The sequence below is a fragment of the Nitrospira sp. genome, assembly GCA_005116745.1.
Classification (GTDB): domain Bacteria; phylum Nitrospirota; class Nitrospiria; order Nitrospirales; family Nitrospiraceae; genus Nitrospira_D.
The window spans coordinates 31,715-50,398 of sequence record SWDS01000008.1 but is presented as its reverse complement, the minus strand read 5'-3'; the positions used below and the strand labels follow the sequence as shown (position 1 = coordinate 50,398).

The following is an 18,684-nucleotide window of genomic DNA, read 5'->3' as shown; positions in this document are numbered from 1 at the left end:
CCACCCAAAACACGCCAATTGCCAACATCCCAAACCAGCCGAGCTTCGCCGACTTCGTGTCGTACCACTGCGAGATGTCATACCCTCGCCCTGAACTGTCTGCAGCCATACTCCCTACCTCCTTCTGTTTGGATGAAATAGTGAAACTACGGAGCACCACGTTTCAGTGAAAGATCCTTCCCCGCAACTACGTCTCATTTGCTCACGTGGAAGGACCGGTAAAATGTGAGCAAGTATCCGACAAAAATCTGAGATGAGTCAAGGGAAATATTATGGGTTAGGCTCGCAAAACACTCGTATAAAGCCTACATGGCAAGCGTGGTTCGTATTACCCCCCGTATACTCTTGCGGATAGTTGAAGTCAAGTTCAGCAGGGCTGTACCATGACGGCTGTTCCTTTCGGCTGGCCATGCGATGTGCATTTTTGTCCGAATGAAACGCTCTCGATCAACTACTGTGGGTTAGGCCTGATGTAGAGCCTGATTCAATGGACGTGATCACCAGGAGGAGGCAAGATCTCTCGCTCTTGATTGAGCTGTGTGATCTGTTCTGTCAAAAGGCCCATGTCTGTCCAGCTTGGTCCATCTCCACGAGGAATCCATCGAGCTCGTAGGTATCCGAATCGGTCGAAGAGAAACTCCATGTGACTCTGTCGAGTGCCCTCGCTGAACAAGTCAGGAATCGAGAGTGTTCGGCGGAATAGCGCATAGCTGCGGGAGATCTCCCGTCCGCCTTGAGTGATGACGGGGAACGGCATCTCCTGTGCGATTGCGGTCAGCTCATCTGGAGGAAGGTCGGTCATTGGGACGGCCAGGATAGCCGTGCCAGTTGTAGTAATCGCGGTCGAAGCCGTACGAAGTTGATCAAGCCGAACACGCGACTCCGGCCAGGAGAATAACACGAGCAGTAGGTTTTGTTTTCCTCGGAAGTCTTTCAAGGTGCCGCTTGAACCATCGTGCGCCGTATACGAAAAGTTCGGGGTGGCCATAAACGGCTGCTCAGGCAGAATACGGGGCGTGATGATCCTCGATTGATACCCTCGGGAATTGGCATGGAGAAAGTTTAGGAGATCCCAGCGCTCTTCTTCGGAAAATTTCTCACCAAAGGCCGGCATGACACCGTTGAATCGTCCGTAGGTCAGCCAATGGAAAAAGTCGCCTGCCGTGTGCATGGCGGTATGAGGCTCCGTCAGCAGGTCGACGGGTTGTTTCGGCAGCGTCTTCGCCAATACCCCGTTCCCCTTCGCCTGTGGGCCATGGCAGGGAATGCAATTCGCCGTGAATAGCTCGACGCCATTGGCAATCGAGATGGCATCGAACGGAACAGGGGTCTTTCGATACGTCTCCGGGTAGGATTGTATCGCGATGGGATAGAATGTCGCGCCAAGTCCGAGGATCCCCAGCAGGGTTGGAACAGCGATGCGCCACGAGGTTGCCCACTGCTTTTTGCGGCTGAGTACGATGGTCGTTCCAGCTATGATCAAGAGTACAAGGCCGGTTAGCACAATGGCCCGTACAAGCCAGTCGTCCCATGTTGCGTCGATCGAGAAGCGGAATGGATAAGGCCAGTTATCGATGACCTCATGTTTAGCCGGAACCGCGTTGGCCAGTAAGGTCGCGACGATGACTAGGAGAATGGCGAGGCCAAACTCGACTGTTACCCATGTCCGAAGTTTTTGCCCACTTGTTGCGGCTTGCTCGGAGCGTTGCCGAATCGATGGTATCCAAAGAGACTTTGCTTGTGAGGCGATGGAAAGAATGACGGCTAGTAACGTGAGCTTTGTGATAAGCAGCCAGCCATACGTTGTCGCGACCAGTCCGGCGTAATTGGTCTCAAACATGCGATTGGCCACGACGAGGCCTGATATGACAACAACGATCATTGTGACGAGGGCCAATCTCGAGAAACGAGCTAGCACGTCACCGATATGGGATCTTTCATCAGCTGATCCGGTCGCGATGGTGGAGGCAACAAGAATTACCCCCGGGAGACCGCCGAACCAAATGCTCGCTACGATAAGATGGAGGGCATAGGTCACGGTGGCCAAGACCGCTTGCTCTTCGGCCGCCGAATGGCTCGCGAGAGAACCGAGGGCCAGGGGCAGCGCCGCCGCTGATGCCCCTATGACGTAGCGCCATGGCGCAGCAGGAGCACTCTGTATGTACAGAACGATCACAAGGACAGCAAGTGCACTCGCAGCGCGCAGGGTCCAGATAAACCCAATACGAGTTTTCTGGATAAAATCCAACCAGGCTTGCGGGTTCCAGGAATTCTCGGGGGATCCGGTAGCCTGTGCGGTCGTCGTAGCCAAGAGACCGACTAGGCCGATCAGTAGGAGAGTGGCCAACCAAGGAAAAGTCTTTTTCAGACGAGCCAGCCACGAATGCCCTGATTCGAGGCTCTTCTGCTCGGCGATTGCTAGAAAAACGCAACCCCCGATCAGCATCATGTTGGACGCGAGTTGCAGACAGCGAAGCAGCGTACCGACGGCCTCGATCATTTCCTTTGAGCGTCGCCCTTTACGGTGAAGTCGAAAGTAGACTCAACCACATGGCCGTCGACCGAGAGGACACGGAACTTAACGGAGTACTTACCGGGAGCCAGCTCGGGAAGGGGCAGCACGATCGATTTCTGGTCATCCGGTGCAAGGGTGGGCTTGGCATCGGTGAGTGGTTGTTTTTGGGCATCAAGGACCACGAGCGAGGCGTAGTCTCCTTCAATTTTCTCGTTGAACCACAGTCGCACGTGTGTCGGCGACTTGGTCAGCACGGCTCGGCGTGGAGGCTCGGCCTTGACTAACATGGAATGCGCCAAAGCTGAGGTTACGGGTGCTGCCAAGACGAGCATGATAACCAAGATGACGCGCGTGAACATATGCATGCCTGCTGGGCCGACCATAAGCTCTCCCTACGCCCGATTGCTACACCTACGGTGCTGCATTGGGCGGTCTAGTCTGGCGTTCCCTTGAGAAGTCGCTTCCTATCTATACCCGGACCTGTGATGGCTTGCGACGATCTCGGAAGACGTAGAACACGGCAACGGCAATGCCTACGAAGACTGGCACAATGAGCATCAAGTTGTGCGAGAGATGAGAGATGATGCCTTGTTCACCGACAGAAAAAGAAAATCGTGCGACATGTTCGCGGCTTTGACCTATTGAAACCAATCCGACGAACTTCCCAGGTGTATCGAAGTTGTATTTCACGTCGATGGATCCAGTGGGGTAGACCTTGGAGGGGAGGTGTGCGATTGTTATGGCTTCGAGATTATCCTCCGAGCCGGTATCTTTGATGATCCTCACTTCTACCGGGAGAGAGCGGAGCTCCTGTTCAACATAATCAAGCACCAAAACGGTGTTCCCCACCGCCGGAAGTTCTTGGCAGAATTTCCGCTCATAGTACATGTCAGGTAGGTAGCTGGCGAAAAGCATCTTATAGGGTCCAGCGTGGAGGACGCACGTATCTGCAGCCAACTCATGCCCATGTTGGGCCATCGCTGAAAAAGGAGCGGCGACCAGAAGGAATACACAACAGACCCAAGCACGGATGAGAAGATGACCGGACATGTTCAATCCTCGTTTTTCTCTAATTTCATCAGCAGCATTCATAGCGGTTTCGCTATGGTCTCAATCATTAGGACGCTACGGGTTGCGATGGCTTGCGGTCTCTCATGAAAAACACAATTCCTAGGACAATGAGCACCGCAGCCACAGGAAACATGTAGATATTTAAGAACTTGGTATAGAACTTCGGCTCTCCTACCGAAAATGGAAACTTGGAGACATGCTCTTTCTTGTCGCCCACGGTGACAATGCCGACAAACTTTCCGGGCTTGTCAAAGGTATAGGCAAAGTCGATAGAACCATTGGGATACACTTTTGGCGGAAGGTTAAACACGGTGTTGGCCTCAAGATTTTCTTCTGTGCCGGTGTCTTTGATGATCCGAACTTCGGCAGGGAGGGTGCGAAGATCTTGCTCAATGTAATCCAGCACGACAATTGTTTGGCCGACTGCTGGGATATCCTCACAGAATTGTTTTTGTTGAGTGTTTTCAGGCTGATATCCACTGAAGTGCATCGTGTAGGGGCCGACCGTGAGCTTGCACATGTCCTCGGCCATAGAGAGCCCACCGTGAGCATGGACCTGCGAGGACAAGAGAGCACTCAGAATAACTACTGCACATCCAACTGTCAGTTTCAGAGATACGAAAGACTTCATGAACGTGTCCTCTTTTTTGCAATGGTGAAGAGAATGCTCAGATACTGGCATGCGTCGTCCGGTTGCTCATGAGCGACGGCGTGATGCAAACCATCCTCGCACTCGAATCGATTTCGAGAGCTCATATCCGACAACCCCGAGTACCAGGAGCACTGCCAATGGTCCAAGCGCTGCGCGTCCAAGCTTTGAATAGTCCGCCTGCTGCACTCGCAGCAGGTAGGTGGAAGGGCTAAGCCCTTCCGCTGTGATGATCAATTTGTAGAGCCCTTTTTCCAGTGTGGCTTCACCCCGCACGATCCCATCAGGGTGAGAAACCGGTTTCCAATAGGCCACGGTCTTGGCCTCGTCCTGCTCGTCTTCATTGACCCCTTGAATGATCTTGACCCCTACCGGCATGTTGCGCAGGCTCGGGTCGACAAGGTCCAGGACAAGGAATGTATCCCCCACATCTGGGATCTCTGTGCAGTACTGAGCCTTCGGCTCAATTTGGGGCTGGTAGGCACTGAAATGCACCATATTCCCACCGATTTTTCGCACACAACTGTCCTCTTCCATCGCCACATTCCCATGTGCGACGGCGGCAGTAGGGCCGATTACGGTTACGAGGACCAAGGTCAGGAGGGGAAGGCCTATTCGGATCGCACACTTAATCATGACGTTATCCGCTGATTGAATTGTCTAGGTAGCCTAGATTCCGAAGAATTTACCACCCCGCAGATGGTTGTTTCAAGTGCTCGAACCATGCGCCTCGATCGGTCTCGATGGTCTATCACCCCGCGCATGGATGGAGCTCGAGCAATATTGAGAATTCATTTCATCGAATTTGAGAGACGAATTCAGAATACATCTATTTATCAAGTTGACGACGAGCGCGATACGTGATGATAATGAGACGGACGGTGATGACTTATTCGGAAGGAGGCCAGAGATGAAAGCAAAAGAAGGGGTAATCAACATTCTTAACAAGATCCTGACGGCTGATTTGACTGCCATCAACCAGTATTTTGTCCATGCCAAGATGTGTGAGAACTGGGGGTATGACCGGCTCTATCATAAGGTGCGGGAGCGGAGCATTGATGAGATGAAGGATGCCGACGAACTGATCGGCCATATTCTCTATTTGGAAGGTGTGCCCAATGTGCAGCGAATGAATGCCGTTCAGGTCGGCGAGACGGTAGCTGAACAGCTGAAGTTGGACTTGAAGGCGGAGCAGGAGATGCTGGCCCTCTTGAACGAAGGAATCGTGCATTGCACCAAGGTCACAGATTTTACAACGCGGCACATGCTGGAAGATATGGCGAAGGATGTTGATGCGCATATCGATTGGATCGAGACTCAGCAGGAAACGATCAAACAAGTCGGCCTGGAGAACTATCTGGCTGAACAGATCAAGAAAGAATCCTGAGAGAGTTCATGAAAGCCAAAGAAGGTGTGCTTGAGTTTCTTAATCAGGTGCTCAGGTCAGAGTTGACGGCCGTTCATCAGTACCTGTTGCACGCGGCTCTGTGCAAGAATTGGGGGTACGAGCGGTTGCATGGACACTACAACCACTTGGCGAATGAAGAAGTACAACACTCTGCTGGGCTAATAGCTCATATCTTGTATCTGAACGGTACGCCGGATGTGGAACGTCTCGATGTTGTGGCGCATGGGCCGAATGTGGAAGCGCTGCTTCGCGCCGCTCTGGAATTTGAATGTGAAGACGTCGAATTGCTTCAAAGGGCGATTGCGCATTGTGCAGTAGTCGGTGATTTTACGACACGTCATCTCTTAGAGCACATGATCGAAGATTCAGAGAAGCATGTCGATTGGTTTGAGACTCGGCTTCGGACCATCAGCCAGATCGGTCTTGATCGATTTCTCTCGGAACAGATCAAGAAGTAGGGGATGGGTTACCTCTCCGCGGGAAATAGGTGTTTCCCCTTCCCTGGCCTGTCTTGTAGCCGAAACCCAGTTACTCAAGCTGTGTGCAAGCGAGAAATAACCATACCGCGCGGAGCTGCGGTGGCTCCGCGTATAAGCGAAGAACCACCGCTGATGCATCACAGAGTGGCGCAGGTGAGTCAGCGCGTCTCCACAGCCAGTAGTTAGAGGCCTGCCGGTAGAGAAAAGCGGACAATTCTGGCATCGTCATTGTTCGTCGGACTACTTTCCGAAACGTTCACGCCCTTCCAGCCCACTGCAACTGCGTTTATGAGGTCGGGAGATAAGGTAAGTCCAAAGAGGGCATCGGTTGGGCCACCGAAGTCGATGAGGGCGAGGCCATTGCCGTTGAGTCGTGTCTCGCGCTGACCATTGCGGGTGAGTAAGACCAGTGCGCCCTTTTGTGCGGTGGCGGTCTGTTTTCCCTGGCCTACAATCAAGATGCGCTGGTCCGGCAAGACATCCACCGTTCGGCTTCGATCGTCTTCGCCAGCGACGTCGATCACAGCCACCCCGCTGTCCCCATAGGTCGTATCCAAGGTCCCAGTGGGTAAGAATCGCGCGCTGATGATATCGACTGTGCCGGGTGATATATTCCGTCCGTAGCCGGCGATGATCAGGTTTTGCCCTTGAAAGGCCACGTCATAGGCTTCGCCGACGGAGGCGCGCAGGGCCACATTCACCACACCGTCTCGGCCAAAACTGGAATCGAATTGGCCGTTGGGAAGTAACCGGAACAATACGGTTGTGACCACGCCAGCATCGGACGTATGGCCGCTGACGACGATCTTTCCGTCCGGTTGGACGATGGCCGTGCGGGGACTGTCGTTCCCAGTGCCGACATCCAGTGTGGCGAGGCCATTCGTCCCAAAAGTTGCGTCCAAGGCGCCATTCGAGGTCAATTTCACCACCGCGTAATCGATGTCCTTACGACCCGCTCCATCGGCAAGCTTACCGCCGATCACCAATAGATCATCGCCGGGCAGTAAGGTCAGCCCCCATGAGGTGTCGCCGAGAAAAGTCGTGCCGGAGACCGTTCCTGTGCTGAGATCGAGGCGCACAATCCCGTTGGTTCCGAACGTCGGATCCAATTGTCCCGTGAGATCGAACCGGACGACGGCAATGTCGGTATCCCGCGCCGCGTCCCCGGTCGCCGCTGTGTCATGCTCGATCGGACCGGCAATGACGATTTTGCCATCGGACTGGACGACGGCGCCGCGTACGAATTCGGCCTTCTTGCCCGCACCGACGGCCACATTGACGGTAGCAATCCCGTTTGAGCCGAACGACGCGTCCAGCCCACCCGTTGCTCCAAAGCGTGCGACGGCCATATGGCTGTCATCGTTCACGGTGGTGAATCCTGCCGCGTAATAACGATTTCCCGTGGTCGCGACCACCGTGAAAAAGCGATCAGCTTCCGTTGCAGACATTGGAACCGGCAGGATCTCGCTGTTGAGGGTGATTGCGACCGGAGTGCTCGGCGTCGAAGGGGAATCCTCCCCGCTGCATCCTGAGAAGGCCAAGGCGGACCACATCAGAAGCAGTCCTCCGCCGGACCAGAAACAATGATACAAGCGTGGTCGTGCAATTTGTGATTTCATAGTACTCCTCTTTTTATGCGATGGACATTGTGTCTTCATCACGGTCATGGTGAAGATAGGGTTCTATCTTTGCTCCTCATCTTTGGCCTGGTTGGTATCTCGATTCGTTAGCCTGTCATCTTGGCAGCCTCCTTTCTGGTGCGATCCATCGCTACAGAAATATCCCCTGTGTGATGTTTTTAGGGTCTGTTTCACTGTGCATCGGCACGCACGTGCTCTTAAAAACACAGCGCCCATGGCTGATTGAACAACCATGGGCGCTAGACGTGAAGTCCTTTGGCCGCGTTCGCAACGATCGACGGTCCGATCGGGTATCAGTGCGTCAGTTGGGTTCGTTCAGTTGGTATAGTCTGGACTTCCTCCAGTAAGCGATCTGCTGTGCTCGAAAGGTCGAGTTACTAAACCATCGTGAGGCTGATGCTTCCCCAAAATCAGGAATTGGGAAACGTTCTCAGCCACGCTTTCAGTCGTCGCGTCTTGAGCGATCGTGCCAGCCCTCTGGCCTGTCCCTGTTGACGTTGGGAACATCGGCACTTGATGCACCATAGCTGCGGATTGCGATGGCAGGTCGGTTCGTGGCAGCGCAGGCAGGTCGTGCTGAGTGCATATGCATAAGGGGCTGATCGCATGGGTTCTACCTCTTTTTTTAAGTGATGGTGTCTGGGTCGTGGCCGGTAGCCAAAGCTGCCTATTGATAGTCCTCGTTCAACGATTTCAAGAATGCCACGAGTGGGGCGATGTCACTGGACTTCAGGGCGATGCCTTGTAGCTGGGGCGCACCATTGCGGAGTGTTCCCGCACGGGCTTGGTCGGAGATGTCGATGTAGAAATCGATCACGTCATCCAATGTGTCGAATAGACCATTGTGCATGAAGGGCTCTGAATGTCCGAGGTCGCGAAGGCCAGGCGTCTTGAATCGTGCGATCGCACGATTCAAGAGTTCGCCTTGAGAGGCAGCACAGGGTTGCTCATCCTCGCAGAGGATGTTTCGAATCTTGTCTTGTGGCATGGGCATGTCAGGATTGGCGAAGACGTTCCACAGGCCCAGGTCGGTCAATGTTGTGTCGGCAGCCGGAACGGCTCGGAATCGCTCGCTGGCCTGAGGGTGTTGTTCGGTAGCCGGCAGATCAGCGGCAGTTCGTGTCGCGAGTGTGGGAATGGCCAAATTCCTAAAGGCCCCATCACCATGACCAGGAATCTCATCATATTCTTTCTGTGTCGTCCCCGTATTGTGGGCCTTGAAATCGGTGAAGTTCGGCGCGGCATGACAGGCGACACAGTTCCCGATTTTTCCGATGGTCAGTTCAGTCTGTGCAGCAGGCAGCGCCGTCGGTTCCGCCAAGAACATCTTCAGCCCAGCCAATTCCTGCGCCCCAAACGAGAATGGCTGGGTATGAAATTGGAACTGACCGTCTGTTCTGTTGGGGTTCGAGGTGACAAACTGAAGTGTCCCGGCCGACTCACGTGATTGCACGAGTTGCAGAAGACGTCTGCTGTAATCGAGCGGAGATTCGTTGGCGTTAGGCGCTTGCGGCAGCCCGTTGGTCTTCAGGAAGACATCGAAGGGAGAGCGGATCGGTGCTCCGCTGTCTTCGGTTTGAGAAAAACGGAGGCCGTTGACGTAGGCGGTCACGACTTTGACGACGGCATCGAACACCTCTTGGTCGGTCGCGGAGCCGATCGTTTTGCGGAATTCCGAGGTGAGCTGGAATTCCTCTGGTATGGAGGCATCAGTTCCGCCGAACAGCACTTTGAAGGGGGTTCCATCGAACTCTTTCGCCAGATCTCCGGTGCCGTTGTCGGATCGGACCACGCGAGCGATATGAGCAATGGCCTGAGTGCGTTCTCCAGGTAGCCAGCCGAAGTTTCTGCCTGTGAAGGTGCCCGCGATCAGTTCTTCCATAGAATGAAACTCGGCATCGAAATGGAATAAGACACCCCCTGGTCGATCGAGCGCAGCATTGACGAGAGGAGGTGAATTGCGGACGGCAACAGTTTTGCCGTCCGCTCGGGCCGGGAGGGGGCTACGGCGCGCAAAATCAGCATAGGTCCGCATGCCGCCTCTCGGCGCATCCAGAATATCGTCAACCAAATGACAAGCCCGGCAATTCATGGAGAGCCCCGTGAATGGTCCCGGGGTGATCGGCGCACCCAAGGTTTCGACCGTATCGACGATGTTGTCACCGATCATTGGATCATTCACGTCACCGCCGGTATCCACGAACACCTTAAAGGCCTGGGCAAATCGTGTTTCCAGAAACAACCGTTCGCCGACGGCTTCTTCAGCCCCTGGCGTACCGGTGGCGGTGAGAGGCGGTGCAGTACTCTCACTTCCTGAACAGGCGACGAGTCCAGTGAGAAATAGAAGCACAGAGGCGAAGATGCGAGCGATTTTCGAGTGATGTGGAATCAGGGTCAGATTCATGAGGTCGTGGTTCCTTTCGATACAATCAGTTTGACTCAGTTGGGCGGTACTCCCTCATCTACGATCAACGGTCGTCCATCGTTCCGTAGGGCAGGCACGGGCTCTCGGGAGGCGAAAGCCCGTGCCTGCCAAGTGGGAGAGGTGGGGCTCCCACTTCGATGCCGGCGTAGGTCGTACGCCGACTACGCTACTGGTGAGGTCCGTCCCTTACAGCGATGGGTTCTGGCTCGCTCATGAGTTCGGCCAGGAGACCGACGACCGAGGGGTCAAATTGAGTTCCTGACGCCACCTGGAGAATTCGAAGCGCAATGCGATCTCGAAGGGGCCGATCGTACACTGCGGGGACGTGAATGGCCTCGAATGCATCAGCGACTGCAAGAATTCTTGCTCCCAATGGGATGAACGTTCTCCTGAGTCCATAGGGATATCCCGATCCGTCCCATCGCTCGTGGTGATGGGCGATCATGACGGTGGCCTCACGAAGGAATGCAAAAGGTTCTAGCAACGTGGCTCCCAGCCGGGGGTGGTTTTGAATTGCCACATAGGAGTCTGGCTCAACCCATTCGCGTTTGGTTTGCAAACAGGGTGGAAGCATGAGAACGCCGATATCGTGAAGCAGGGAGGCCAGCTTGAGCTGATGCAACTCCTCATCCGTGAGAGATCCGGCCCGTCCGATGTGGAGTGCAATCGCCGCTGTTCCTTGTCCATGACCGGCTTGCCACGGGAGAAGCCGGTCCAGTTCTTTCGCCACTTGCCGGACGAGAATACTCTCCAGATCGCGCCGCGAGGCGGATGGCAGATGGAGACGATCGATTTTTGTGAGCATGCCCTGAATGGTCAAGACGGCTGGCTCAATCCGATCTGTACTGTCAACATGCATGACGCTGCCTCCTCAAAAACGAAGAGCCCAGAATCACTCGCGTGATCCTGGGCTCTGGGCGAATAGCCGCTGGCCGCTAGATGGTAGACCGCCAACTGCGATGGTTAGGACCCTGGTGGGTTCTTCCCTCCCATTAACGGCTGTCCCAGTATCCACATTTCATACAGTGGGACCACCATCATGACTAAGAAACTGATCGTCATAAGGGTATCTCCGGTCAACATGGAGATCACAAACATCGGAGACACGTAGCTAATCAGCCAGGGCGATACCAGATCGAGCATCACGCCCCCGAAGCCAGCCCAGGTGGTGACGGCCTTGAGGGTATGGCTTGCGCTGGTCAAATACATCACGTGGATCAAAATCATGAAGACGACTGGCATTGTGAAGAGATGAAAGTGGGTAATTTCTGCCAGCTCGCGAAACGACATCGGTTCCCCGAACGTCGCGTTGGATCCTCGGTAATGTTCAGCGATACCTTGTGGTGACAATCCCGTCATACTATGTGCCCAAAAAAACGAAAATGTAAATCCAGCTAGCATCAAGAGTAAAAATAATGTGTAGAGCAACCGAATATGGCGATCTGAATCACGGAGCCTGAATTTCTGATTAAAGTTTCGCATGTTTGGGACGCGGGGTCCGCTTTCGCTAGTTCCCGAAAATTGAAGGCAAAAACCCTTTATCTTTTTTCGCCGCCAGCGTATCACTGCCGATCCCGGACGGCTTCAAATAGAATTCGTCGACCAACACGAGTGCACGCTTCACACCGGCGCTGATGGAACGGACGGACATTGTGGCGCCTGTGATATTGATAATATCTTTATTGATACGGATTGGATCCAGGACCGACTTGCCTTCATATTGCACATTGAATCGTTTCCGTCCTACTTCGCTTCCTCTGGCTTCGCGAAACACCAACAGTTCGACGTCGGAGCAGACCCCTTTTGCATCGACACCGACCATGTAGGTCATATGCTTATGCTTGCCGATGGTATTGTGGACCATGGCGTAGCCGTCGATCGTATCACCCGTTTCACCGATATAGACTTCGAACGCGTGTTCCGGGAATTTCCATCCGATGCGTTGTTCGATCAGATCTTTCTTATCTTGGGTGAGCTGGATCACTTCCTTACGCACCCGTTGCGATTTTGGGAGGACGATCTTCACGGCCTCATCTTCTGACATGAAGACTTCAGCGTGATTCAACTCACCCTCAGTGAGATAGCGCTTCAGATCGTTATCCCACACCTTTTCGGCACGAGCCGACAGGGGAATGGTGAGACAGAGTGCCGTCCCAATCGCGAAGCATGTGAAAATTACGCTTAAGTGGCTGAACATCCGTGTTCCTGCAACTTGGCATCGAGACGATTTTGTATGTCTCGCATGACTTCTGCGGATGGATCAGTCGGAGCCCAGCCAAAGAGACGTGAGCCTCCTCGAAAGACCCAGCGCTGTCGTTCCTCAATGAACGAGATTCTAGTGACATCATCCAAGCGTTTTACGTTCAACGTGAGGCGGGAGCGATCTTTACTGTCGGCGACATCCCTCCGAAACACGCCGTAGGGTCGTCCAGACATTGGAATCTCAAGCCACTGTGTCACGATTAATCCAGCTTCTTTGTCCTTCGTCTCGGTTGAACGGTCCTTCACCGCGTCAATGGCCGCATCCCAGGCATGATCGTAGTTGCACACGGCAACCCGTTGTTGCATCCCACTCAGCCATGCACAGCCTGCTAGGTTTCCGATCAGCAGGAGCGGCATGATTTGCAACCCCATTCGCAGAAATCTCGTCATCTTGTGAGCTCCCCGCCGATCAGGCGGGGAGCCTCCTTCCCGTATAGTTAGAAGTAGGTCGCTGCTTGAAACAGAAATCCGTCTCCATCCATCCGGCTGCTGGAATTTCCTAGATCACCGGCAGGCACGAGGCCTCTGGCATTGTCGTTCTGAGTGTTGTACTGCCAGTTGACTTTGAAGACCATATCTTCAACCGGTCTGAAGTTCAGACCCACCGTCAACCGGTCTAACTCTCGTCGATTGCCGAGTGTGTTTTCTGCGCCAGTCGTACGATTATCGGTATCGGTATCGACTTGCTCCCAGCGGACGGTCGCGGTGAAGGTTGACGCATCCGAGAAGTGGGTTGGCGCCAGCCTCTTTAAGATCTCCGGCATGAAGTGGTAGTTTCCCTGGATGTAGTAGCCGAACATGCCCGCAGGGCCGATCCCATTACCGGCCACTCCGGTGGCGTTGTTATTGCTGATTCTGGTCCAGGCTGCTTCTCCAATGAGCTCGAAGGGCCCGCGTTGCAAGGTCCAGTCAACCGCGAATATATCGATGATGCCGGAACCGATCGCGCCGGCCGAAGGTTTGTATTGGCCATGGAAGCCAGATCCAGCAATCTCAATACCGAGCATCGGGCTGAAGGCGACCCGGCCGACCACGGCCTTGCTATCATCACGGTCGCGTGACACGCTTCCACGTGCACTTCGGACGCCCAAATCGGTAATCGCGCCTGCTGTTTGGCTCATGCCGTTGACAGCATAGACTTCGTAGTCAATCTTCGAAAGGCTCGAAGGATACAGTGTCCCATAAATACCGGCGCCGGCTTCAAACCAGGTGCTCGGAATGATAATTCTCGAGACCATGGGCCGATCAACCAGGTCATTCAAGGGGGAATCGTGGAGTAAATTGAACTTGCCGACCGGCATGAGGAGAAGACCTCCTCGAATGTTCACTGTTTCATTGACCAAATAATCCAGTTGAGCAAACTCAATTTGAATTGAGCCGTCCGTCCCCTGTGGCGCGTTCGGCCCGCCTCGTTCCAACTCGATTTCAGCCGCGAACTTTACACGGTCGGTAATGTCCGCATAAATAAACGGCACCAGTCGCTGCTGACCGAAGCTATTGCGGCTCGGATTGTCCAGGTTTTGGCGTGAGAGTACGTTGTACATCACGTCAACATAACCACCGATAGTCGCTTTTGGCGCACTCAAAAATGGTTTCGCATAGATCAGCTTCCCTGATCCCGTGGAACCGAATCCGAGAGAGGTCTTTTCCTCTCCCTGGCGTCCGACCCTAATGTCGATAATAGGTCCAGTAGGCATCGGGTATTGTTTCGGCGATGAATTTTCCCCCTGAACGTTATGAGATTCACGCTCCTGGGCTTTCTGTAACGCCTCTTCAAGTCTTTTTACTCGTTCCTCAAGGCTTTCTTCTGCGAAGACCGGAGTGACCGACAGCGCAAGAATTGAAAGAGCCCCGAAGAGTAACCGCATCTTCATCGGTATCCTCCCTGCTTAAGTAATGGTTGTAGGCTGACTCGGGACTCAACGGTCTCTGGTCTTCGGGTACATGGGAAACAGGACGACTGCATGACGGTCGTTACTCCTCTTGGAACCGGATTATCAGATTGCCGTTCCCCAGCCTTCGATCGAAGAAAAAGGGATCACGACAATACGCTTGCACCGCTTACACTTCAGCTCCAAGCCTTGCCCGCACACCTTGGCGATTAGCTGGCCGCACTCACAACGGGTCTCATGTGCCTGGTCACGTTCCAACAAAGGAGCTTTTGCGATAGCCATGATGCCGGATTTCCCATGTAATGAAATTGAGAACGATTATTAATATCTCAATCAGATCGCTTTTGTCAAGCGATAAGTTCTCATTCATCAGGAAGTAACAGGAAGGTGTGGTTGCCGATGGGTTGGATGCGGATTGTTTGTCTTAGGGCCGGGCGTGGAGACGAAAGTGGTAGAACGACTGAACGGAGTTGAGGCGGGTAGTACTAATGATGCGGGGAAGACACGTCCCTCATCGGGATTCACCATCGGCTGTGCGATCCCCGAGAGTTCTATTCGCTTAATGTATGCTGGCGGTACGAATTCTCAAGAGGGGCACTACATGAGGCTGCCGGCTTGAACCCTTCGCAGGTTCTTGCCGGACATGCCTGCGTTAGCGTTGGCCTGTAGCCAGTTCGGAACAGCCTACTTCAAAAACAACGTGCACGTTTTGGTGGCTGGGCCGTACCACATGTCTCCGTTGGGGCGAGCGCGATCTGATAACATGCTGCTCGATAGAGATTGACCAGCCGCTGGTTTGGTCAACTGGTTCGGTTCCCAGACGATCACCAATTTCTCTACGCGCAGCCTCCTGATCCTCGTCGCCCAGTTACGCTGAGCAAGCTTCCCGTCGGCACGGTCCGGATCGTTCCGTGCCGACGGGTGACTAAGGCCTGTTTGGGCTAACACCCTTGAAATGTCTGCAGCGGCAACCCGCTGGGGACCGCTGCGGGTCGTTTCGTGCAGAATTGCGACACCCGACTATCAAACAGCCCCTCCTTCACGAAGTCGACGAGTGCGGTAAACTCCATCGGTGTCAGCTGGAGCGGCGGCCGTAAGAGCGGATCAATGCCCGCTGCTACCATCACCTGACTGGGCCCGAGCGTAAACCCTTGATTCGGCTGAACCTTGTACTGTTGCAGCGACTTTTCGACATCCAGATGGTGGGTGACCGCGGCCTCGAGTGTTTTAAACGCACCGTTATGGAAGAACGCCGGCGCGACCTTGAGATTCCGCAAGGGCGCGGTGCGGAACATATAGCGGTGCGCCTGGGCGCCGGTGGTCTGCTCGGCCCCGAAATCTTCGTTTTCCACGGGCCCGTCAAAAATCACATTCCCTTTGCCGACACCGAACGCCGGCGCGAGCTGGGGCCCCGCGATGCGGTGCAATTGAAAATCACTGAACATTTCATTCGCTTGCCCGCTCACCGCATGACAGGTGACGCATTTGGCTTTCCCAAAAAACAGGAGCGCCCCTTGTTTTTGTCGACCCGTCAGGGCGTTGTTCTCGCCTCGGGCAAAGCGATCCAGCGGCGCATTGGCGGCCATCAGGTTCGCCTGTAACTCCGCCAGCGCGCGACTCCGCATACTGGTGGTAATGCCTCCGGGCGGGAGGGGCACCCCGTTGTTGAACACCTCGCCAAAGCGTCTCAAGTACTCCGGAATCGCATTCAGCCGAGCATTCACCGCGTCCTGAATGGGAAAGTTGTGGAATCCGCCAACCGGAGCCGGAAGCGCCTGGCCGTGGCCGTCATCAAACTGCAGATGGCGCGCGCCAGTCGGACCAGGGTTCTGCGTGATTCCGGTAAAGCCCGCCATCTCCACCAACTCCGTGGACGGGATGGAGCCCTGGGCCGCGAGCAGCGTGGGTTCCCCGGTGACGACGCCTTCCGGTGGCGGAAACACAAAGCCTTGGGACGGGTCGAAGGGGTTTCCCGTCGGGGCCGTGAATTTGACCGTCCACATCAAGGCGGGATAGAAAATCGTGTTGGCCGCCAGGGGCGACCGCCGCTGATTCCGCGGCCCGCTGCGACTGGGGCCCACGATGTTGTTGTTGTCCACCCCAATGGCCATGGGCTGGGAGTCCCCAAAGCCGAAGGCGGGCGAATGGCACCCGGCACACGAGTTGTCGTTATGCAGGCCCAGGATCTTATCGAAAAATAAGAGCCGCCCCACGTCCGCCAGTTGCGGATTGACGGGCCGTCCCAACCGCGCGGGCAGCGTCGCTTCAATGTTTCCAGTAAACCCCGCTGCCTGCAGCACTCCACGGAGCTCATCGTCAGGACTCGCAAGACTCGTAGGATTCACTTCTTCGTCGGCACCACAACCGGATAGGACGAGGGCCGTACTGACCGTCCCACTGAGCAACAACACCCAGACCAGGTTCAGGCAACGGCGCACACGGGAATCCAATCCTTGTCGCATCTGTATCGCGCTCTTTCTCCGTGTCATGCAAGAGATTCCTGAAATGGCCATGGGGTACTGAAACGATGCTCTATACTGATTCATGAGCCGACTCCTGCCAGGCGCAGTGGTCTCACCAATCACGCCATGAGGTTATGGTTGTCTGAGCCGTACCCGTAGGAATACTTCGGCATAGTTATCGGCTGGAGTGCCGGCTAACGGATCAGCCGACAGGTTGATGCACTGGGTAACCATCTCTGATCGCTGAGGTTGTGTCGTAGAGCACTTTGGATAATGCGATGTAGATTTATGGCCTTACCTGATAGAGCTGTTTAGAAAGTATGTTCCGTGTTTGGGATGCAGGGGGTTGAGTGGATTTTCCGGGTTTTACCGGACAGCGTAGGGTGATCATGAGAGGACGGCGAGCCACCGTATTCACGGGCTTCGCGGATGTGTCTCGATTTGCGCGAAGCGGGCGAGATCTACAACAAGCATCGAGTCGCTCGGATTATGCGGGCCCAACACCTATGAGCCCGCTGCGGCTACCGTGCATCCCAATACGCAAGAAAGTCACAGGCCTATGGTATCGATGTGGCGGACTCACATCCGCAAAGATGAGGAGCCCAGGACCACTCATGTGGTCCTGGGCTCTGGGTGAAGAACTGCTGGCCGCTGACAAGATTGTGGCTCGTATGTTTCGCTACGACTCCTGTAAGCGCGCAGTCGGAATGTCTGGTTAAAGTAGTGCCTGCCGGGGACGCTGGGGCCGCGTCAGCTAGTTTCCAAAGATGGAAGGCAAAAGGCCGTTGTCCTTTTTCGCAGCCCGGGTGTCGCTTCCGATCCCGGCAGGCTTCAGGTAGAACTCATCGATCAGCACAAGTACGCGTTTGATGCCGGCAGTCATGGAACGGACGGACATGGTGGCGCCGGTGATGTTGATGATGTCTCGATTGATCCGGACCGGGTCGAGGACGGATTTGCCTTCATATTGCGCGTTAAACCGCTTTTGTCGGACCTCGCTCCCGCGCGCTTCCCGAAACACAAGTAGCTCGACATCTGAGACGAACCCGTTATGGTCGATGCCGACCATGTAGGTCATCGGCTTATGCTTGCCGATTGTGTTTTGTACGACGGCATAGCCATCGATCTGTGCGCCGGTTTCTCCGATATAGACATCAAAAGATTCTTCAGGAAACTTCCAGCCGATACGCTCCTCGATCAGAGATTTTTTCTCAGGGTTGAGTTTGATCGTGTCTTTACGGACACGCTCGGACTTCGGGAACATGATCTTGAGGCCCTCTTCTTCATTCATATAGACTTCAGCCATCACCGTCTCCTGATCGGTGAGAAAGCGCTTGAGGTCGTTGTCCCAAATACGTTCGTTTCCGAACGATGGAGTCGGCATCAGGGATAGGGCAATGAATACACAGCAGAGGCGTAGGGTCATGGGTGAGCCTCACACCCTTTCTCTTTGAGTCGAGCGGTGAGCGTTTTCGTGATGTCGTCCATCACTTCTTCGGATGGCTCGACCGGCCACCACTTTGTCGCCAGCTGTTTCACGCCGCCTTTCGCATGCCAGCGTTCCCGCGTCTCCAATACATTCACCGAAGACCGGTTGTCGTCATTCGTGACGACCACCGACAACCGGGCTCGTTCACGGTTGCCGAATCCCTCGCGTCCAAAGAGACCGTAGGGACGCGCTTGCCCTTCCATTTCGACCCAGGCCGTCTCAATCGTTCCATTGGTCTTATTTTCCGAGGTGACGGAATAGCCTTTCATCGTCGCTGACGTCGCGTCCCACACTGTGTCATAGAGGCAGACGAAGGTATGATCTCGACTGCCGCTCAAAGAGGCACAGGCTGTCAACGTCACAAGCGAAAGAAGAAATATCATACGCATAGG

General features: G+C 54.6%; 17 protein-coding genes. 2 read left to right on the top strand and 15 right to left on the bottom strand.

Annotated features, from left to right (window positions below; genetic code table 11):
* Nucleotides 1–484: 484 nt before the first annotated feature.
* The 5 genes from E8D52_12135 to E8D52_12115 all read right to left on the bottom strand — a co-directional run bounded on the left by E8D52_12135 (nt 485) and on the right by E8D52_12115 (nt 4,871).
* A complete protein-coding gene (locus E8D52_12135) occupies nt 485–2,500 on the bottom strand; it encodes a c-type cytochrome (protein ID TKB67329.1) in 2,016 nt (671 codons plus the stop codon).
* The gene (locus E8D52_12130; protein ID TKB67530.1) at nt 2,497–2,880 is read right to left on the bottom strand and encodes a copper resistance protein CopC; all 384 of its coding nucleotides are present in this window, start codon (nt 2,878–2,880) and stop codon (nt 2,497–2,499) included. The genes E8D52_12135 and E8D52_12130 overlap by 4 nt, the downstream gene beginning before the upstream one ends.
* 103 nt (nt 2,881–2,983) lie before the next feature.
* Complete coding sequence (locus tag E8D52_12125) at nt 2,984–3,565, bottom strand: hypothetical protein (GenBank protein TKB67328.1); 582 nt, start codon at nt 3,563–3,565, stop codon at nt 2,984–2,986.
* Between the two features lie 67 nt (nt 3,566–3,632).
* Nucleotides 3,633–4,217: a hypothetical protein gene (locus tag E8D52_12120; GenBank protein TKB67327.1), complete on the bottom strand. Its 585-nt coding sequence runs from the start codon at nt 4,215–4,217 to the stop codon at nt 3,633–3,635.
* 66 nt (nt 4,218–4,283) lie between these two features.
* Nucleotides 4,284–4,871 carry a hypothetical protein gene (locus tag E8D52_12115; protein TKB67326.1) on the bottom strand — a complete coding sequence of 196 codons (588 nt, stop codon included), beginning with the start codon at nt 4,869–4,871 and terminating at the stop codon, nt 4,284–4,286.
* Nucleotides 4,872–5,145: 274 nt separating this feature from the next.
* Here E8D52_12115 and bfr (E8D52_12110) point away from each other — a divergent pair, with 274 nt between their 5' ends.
* Nucleotides 5,146–5,622: a bacterioferritin gene (bfr, locus tag E8D52_12110; protein TKB67325.1), complete on the top strand. Its 477-nt coding sequence runs from the start codon at nt 5,146–5,148 to the stop codon at nt 5,620–5,622.
* Between the two features lie 8 nt (nt 5,623–5,630).
* The gene (gene bfr / locus E8D52_12105; GenBank protein ID TKB67324.1) at nt 5,631–6,101 is read left to right on the top strand and encodes a bacterioferritin; all 471 of its coding nucleotides are present in this window, start codon (nt 5,631–5,633) and stop codon (nt 6,099–6,101) included.
* Between the two features lie 203 nt (nt 6,102–6,304).
* Here the strand turns inward: bfr (E8D52_12105) and E8D52_12100 are convergent, their stop codons facing one another.
* From E8D52_12100 to E8D52_12055, 10 genes are all read right to left on the bottom strand, one after another.
* On the bottom strand, nt 6,305–7,789 hold the full coding sequence (locus E8D52_12100; GenBank protein ID TKB67323.1) for a hypothetical protein: 1,485 nt from the start codon (nt 7,787–7,789) through the stop codon (nt 6,305–6,307).
* Nucleotides 7,790–8,429: 640 nt separating this feature from the next.
* Nucleotides 8,430–10,166 (bottom strand): hypothetical protein, encoded by a 1,737-nt coding sequence (locus E8D52_12095; protein ID TKB67322.1) that lies wholly within the window; start codon nt 10,164–10,166, stop codon nt 8,430–8,432.
* Nucleotides 10,167–10,353: 187 nt separating this feature from the next.
* Nucleotides 10,354–11,046, bottom strand: a complete 693-nt coding sequence (locus tag E8D52_12090) for an HD domain-containing protein (protein TKB67321.1) — start codon at nt 11,044–11,046, stop codon at nt 10,354–10,356.
* A 104-nt stretch (nt 11,047–11,150) separates the two neighbouring features.
* Nucleotides 11,151–11,669 carry a hypothetical protein gene (locus tag E8D52_12085; GenBank protein TKB67320.1) on the bottom strand — a complete coding sequence of 173 codons (519 nt, stop codon included), beginning with the start codon at nt 11,667–11,669 and terminating at the stop codon, nt 11,151–11,153.
* A gap of 25 nt (nt 11,670–11,694) precedes the next feature.
* Nucleotides 11,695–12,384, bottom strand: coding sequence for an FMN-binding protein (locus tag E8D52_12080; GenBank protein ID TKB67319.1), 690 nt, complete (start codon nt 12,382–12,384; stop codon nt 11,695–11,697).
* On the bottom strand, nt 12,369–12,839 hold the full coding sequence (locus E8D52_12075; protein TKB67318.1) for a hypothetical protein: 471 nt from the start codon (nt 12,837–12,839) through the stop codon (nt 12,369–12,371). Before E8D52_12075 ends, E8D52_12080 begins: the two co-directional genes overlap by 16 nt.
* Nucleotides 12,840–12,886: 47 nt before the next feature.
* Nucleotides 12,887–14,323, bottom strand: a complete 1,437-nt coding sequence (locus E8D52_12070; protein TKB67317.1) for a hypothetical protein — start codon at nt 14,321–14,323, stop codon at nt 12,887–12,889.
* 959 nt (nt 14,324–15,282) lie between these two features.
* Complete coding sequence (locus E8D52_12065; protein TKB67316.1) at nt 15,283–16,887, bottom strand: hypothetical protein; 1,605 nt, start codon at nt 16,885–16,887, stop codon at nt 15,283–15,285.
* Nucleotides 16,888–17,557: 670 nt separating this feature from the next.
* Nucleotides 17,558–18,229 carry an FMN-binding protein gene (locus E8D52_12060; protein TKB67315.1) on the bottom strand — a complete coding sequence of 224 codons (672 nt, stop codon included), beginning with the start codon at nt 18,227–18,229 and terminating at the stop codon, nt 17,558–17,560.
* On the bottom strand, nt 18,226–18,681 hold the full coding sequence (locus tag E8D52_12055; protein TKB67314.1) for a hypothetical protein: 456 nt from the start codon (nt 18,679–18,681) through the stop codon (nt 18,226–18,228). Before E8D52_12055 ends, E8D52_12060 begins: the two co-directional genes overlap by 4 nt.
* Between the last annotated feature and the right edge of the window lie 3 nt (nt 18,682–18,684).

Coding starts and splice junctions, on each gene's coding strand:
- E8D52_12135 (TKB67329.1), bottom strand. CDS start 2,500: ATGATCGAGGCCGTCGGTACGCTGCTTCGCTGTCTGCAACTCGCGTCC.
- E8D52_12130 (TKB67530.1), bottom strand. CDS start 2,880: ATGCATATGTTCACGCGCGTCATCTTGGTTATCATGCTCGTCTTGGCA.
- E8D52_12125 (TKB67328.1), bottom strand. CDS start 3,565: ATGTCCGGTCATCTTCTCATCCGTGCTTGGGTCTGTTGTGTATTCCTT.
- E8D52_12120 (TKB67327.1), bottom strand. CDS start 4,217: ATGAAGTCTTTCGTATCTCTGAAACTGACAGTTGGATGTGCAGTAGTT.
- E8D52_12115 (TKB67326.1), bottom strand. CDS start 4,871: ATGATTAAGTGTGCGATCCGAATAGGCCTTCCCCTCCTGACCTTGGTC.
- bfr (TKB67325.1), top strand. CDS start 5,146: ATGAAAGCAAAAGAAGGGGTAATCAACATTCTTAACAAGATCCTGACG.
- bfr (TKB67324.1), top strand. CDS start 5,631: ATGAAAGCCAAAGAAGGTGTGCTTGAGTTTCTTAATCAGGTGCTCAGG.
- E8D52_12100 (TKB67323.1), bottom strand. CDS start 7,789: ATGACCGTGATGAAGACACAATGTCCATCGCATAAAAAGAGGAGTACT.
- E8D52_12095 (TKB67322.1), bottom strand. CDS start 10,166: ATGAATCTGACCCTGATTCCACATCACTCGAAAATCGCTCGCATCTTC.
- E8D52_12090 (TKB67321.1), bottom strand. CDS start 11,046: ATGCATGTTGACAGTACAGATCGGATTGAGCCAGCCGTCTTGACCATT.
- E8D52_12085 (TKB67320.1), bottom strand. CDS start 11,669: ATGCGAAACTTTAATCAGAAATTCAGGCTCCGTGATTCAGATCGCCAT.
- E8D52_12080 (TKB67319.1), bottom strand. CDS start 12,384: ATGTTCAGCCACTTAAGCGTAATTTTCACATGCTTCGCGATTGGGACG.
- E8D52_12075 (TKB67318.1), bottom strand. CDS start 12,839: ATGACGAGATTTCTGCGAATGGGGTTGCAAATCATGCCGCTCCTGCTG.
- E8D52_12070 (TKB67317.1), bottom strand. CDS start 14,323: ATGAAGATGCGGTTACTCTTCGGGGCTCTTTCAATTCTTGCGCTGTCG.
- E8D52_12065 (TKB67316.1), bottom strand. CDS start 16,887: ATGAATCAGTATAGAGCATCGTTTCAGTACCCCATGGCCATTTCAGGA.
- E8D52_12060 (TKB67315.1), bottom strand. CDS start 18,229: ATGACCCTACGCCTCTGCTGTGTATTCATTGCCCTATCCCTGATGCCG.
- E8D52_12055 (TKB67314.1), bottom strand. CDS start 18,681: ATGCGTATGATATTTCTTCTTTCGCTTGTGACGTTGACAGCCTGTGCC.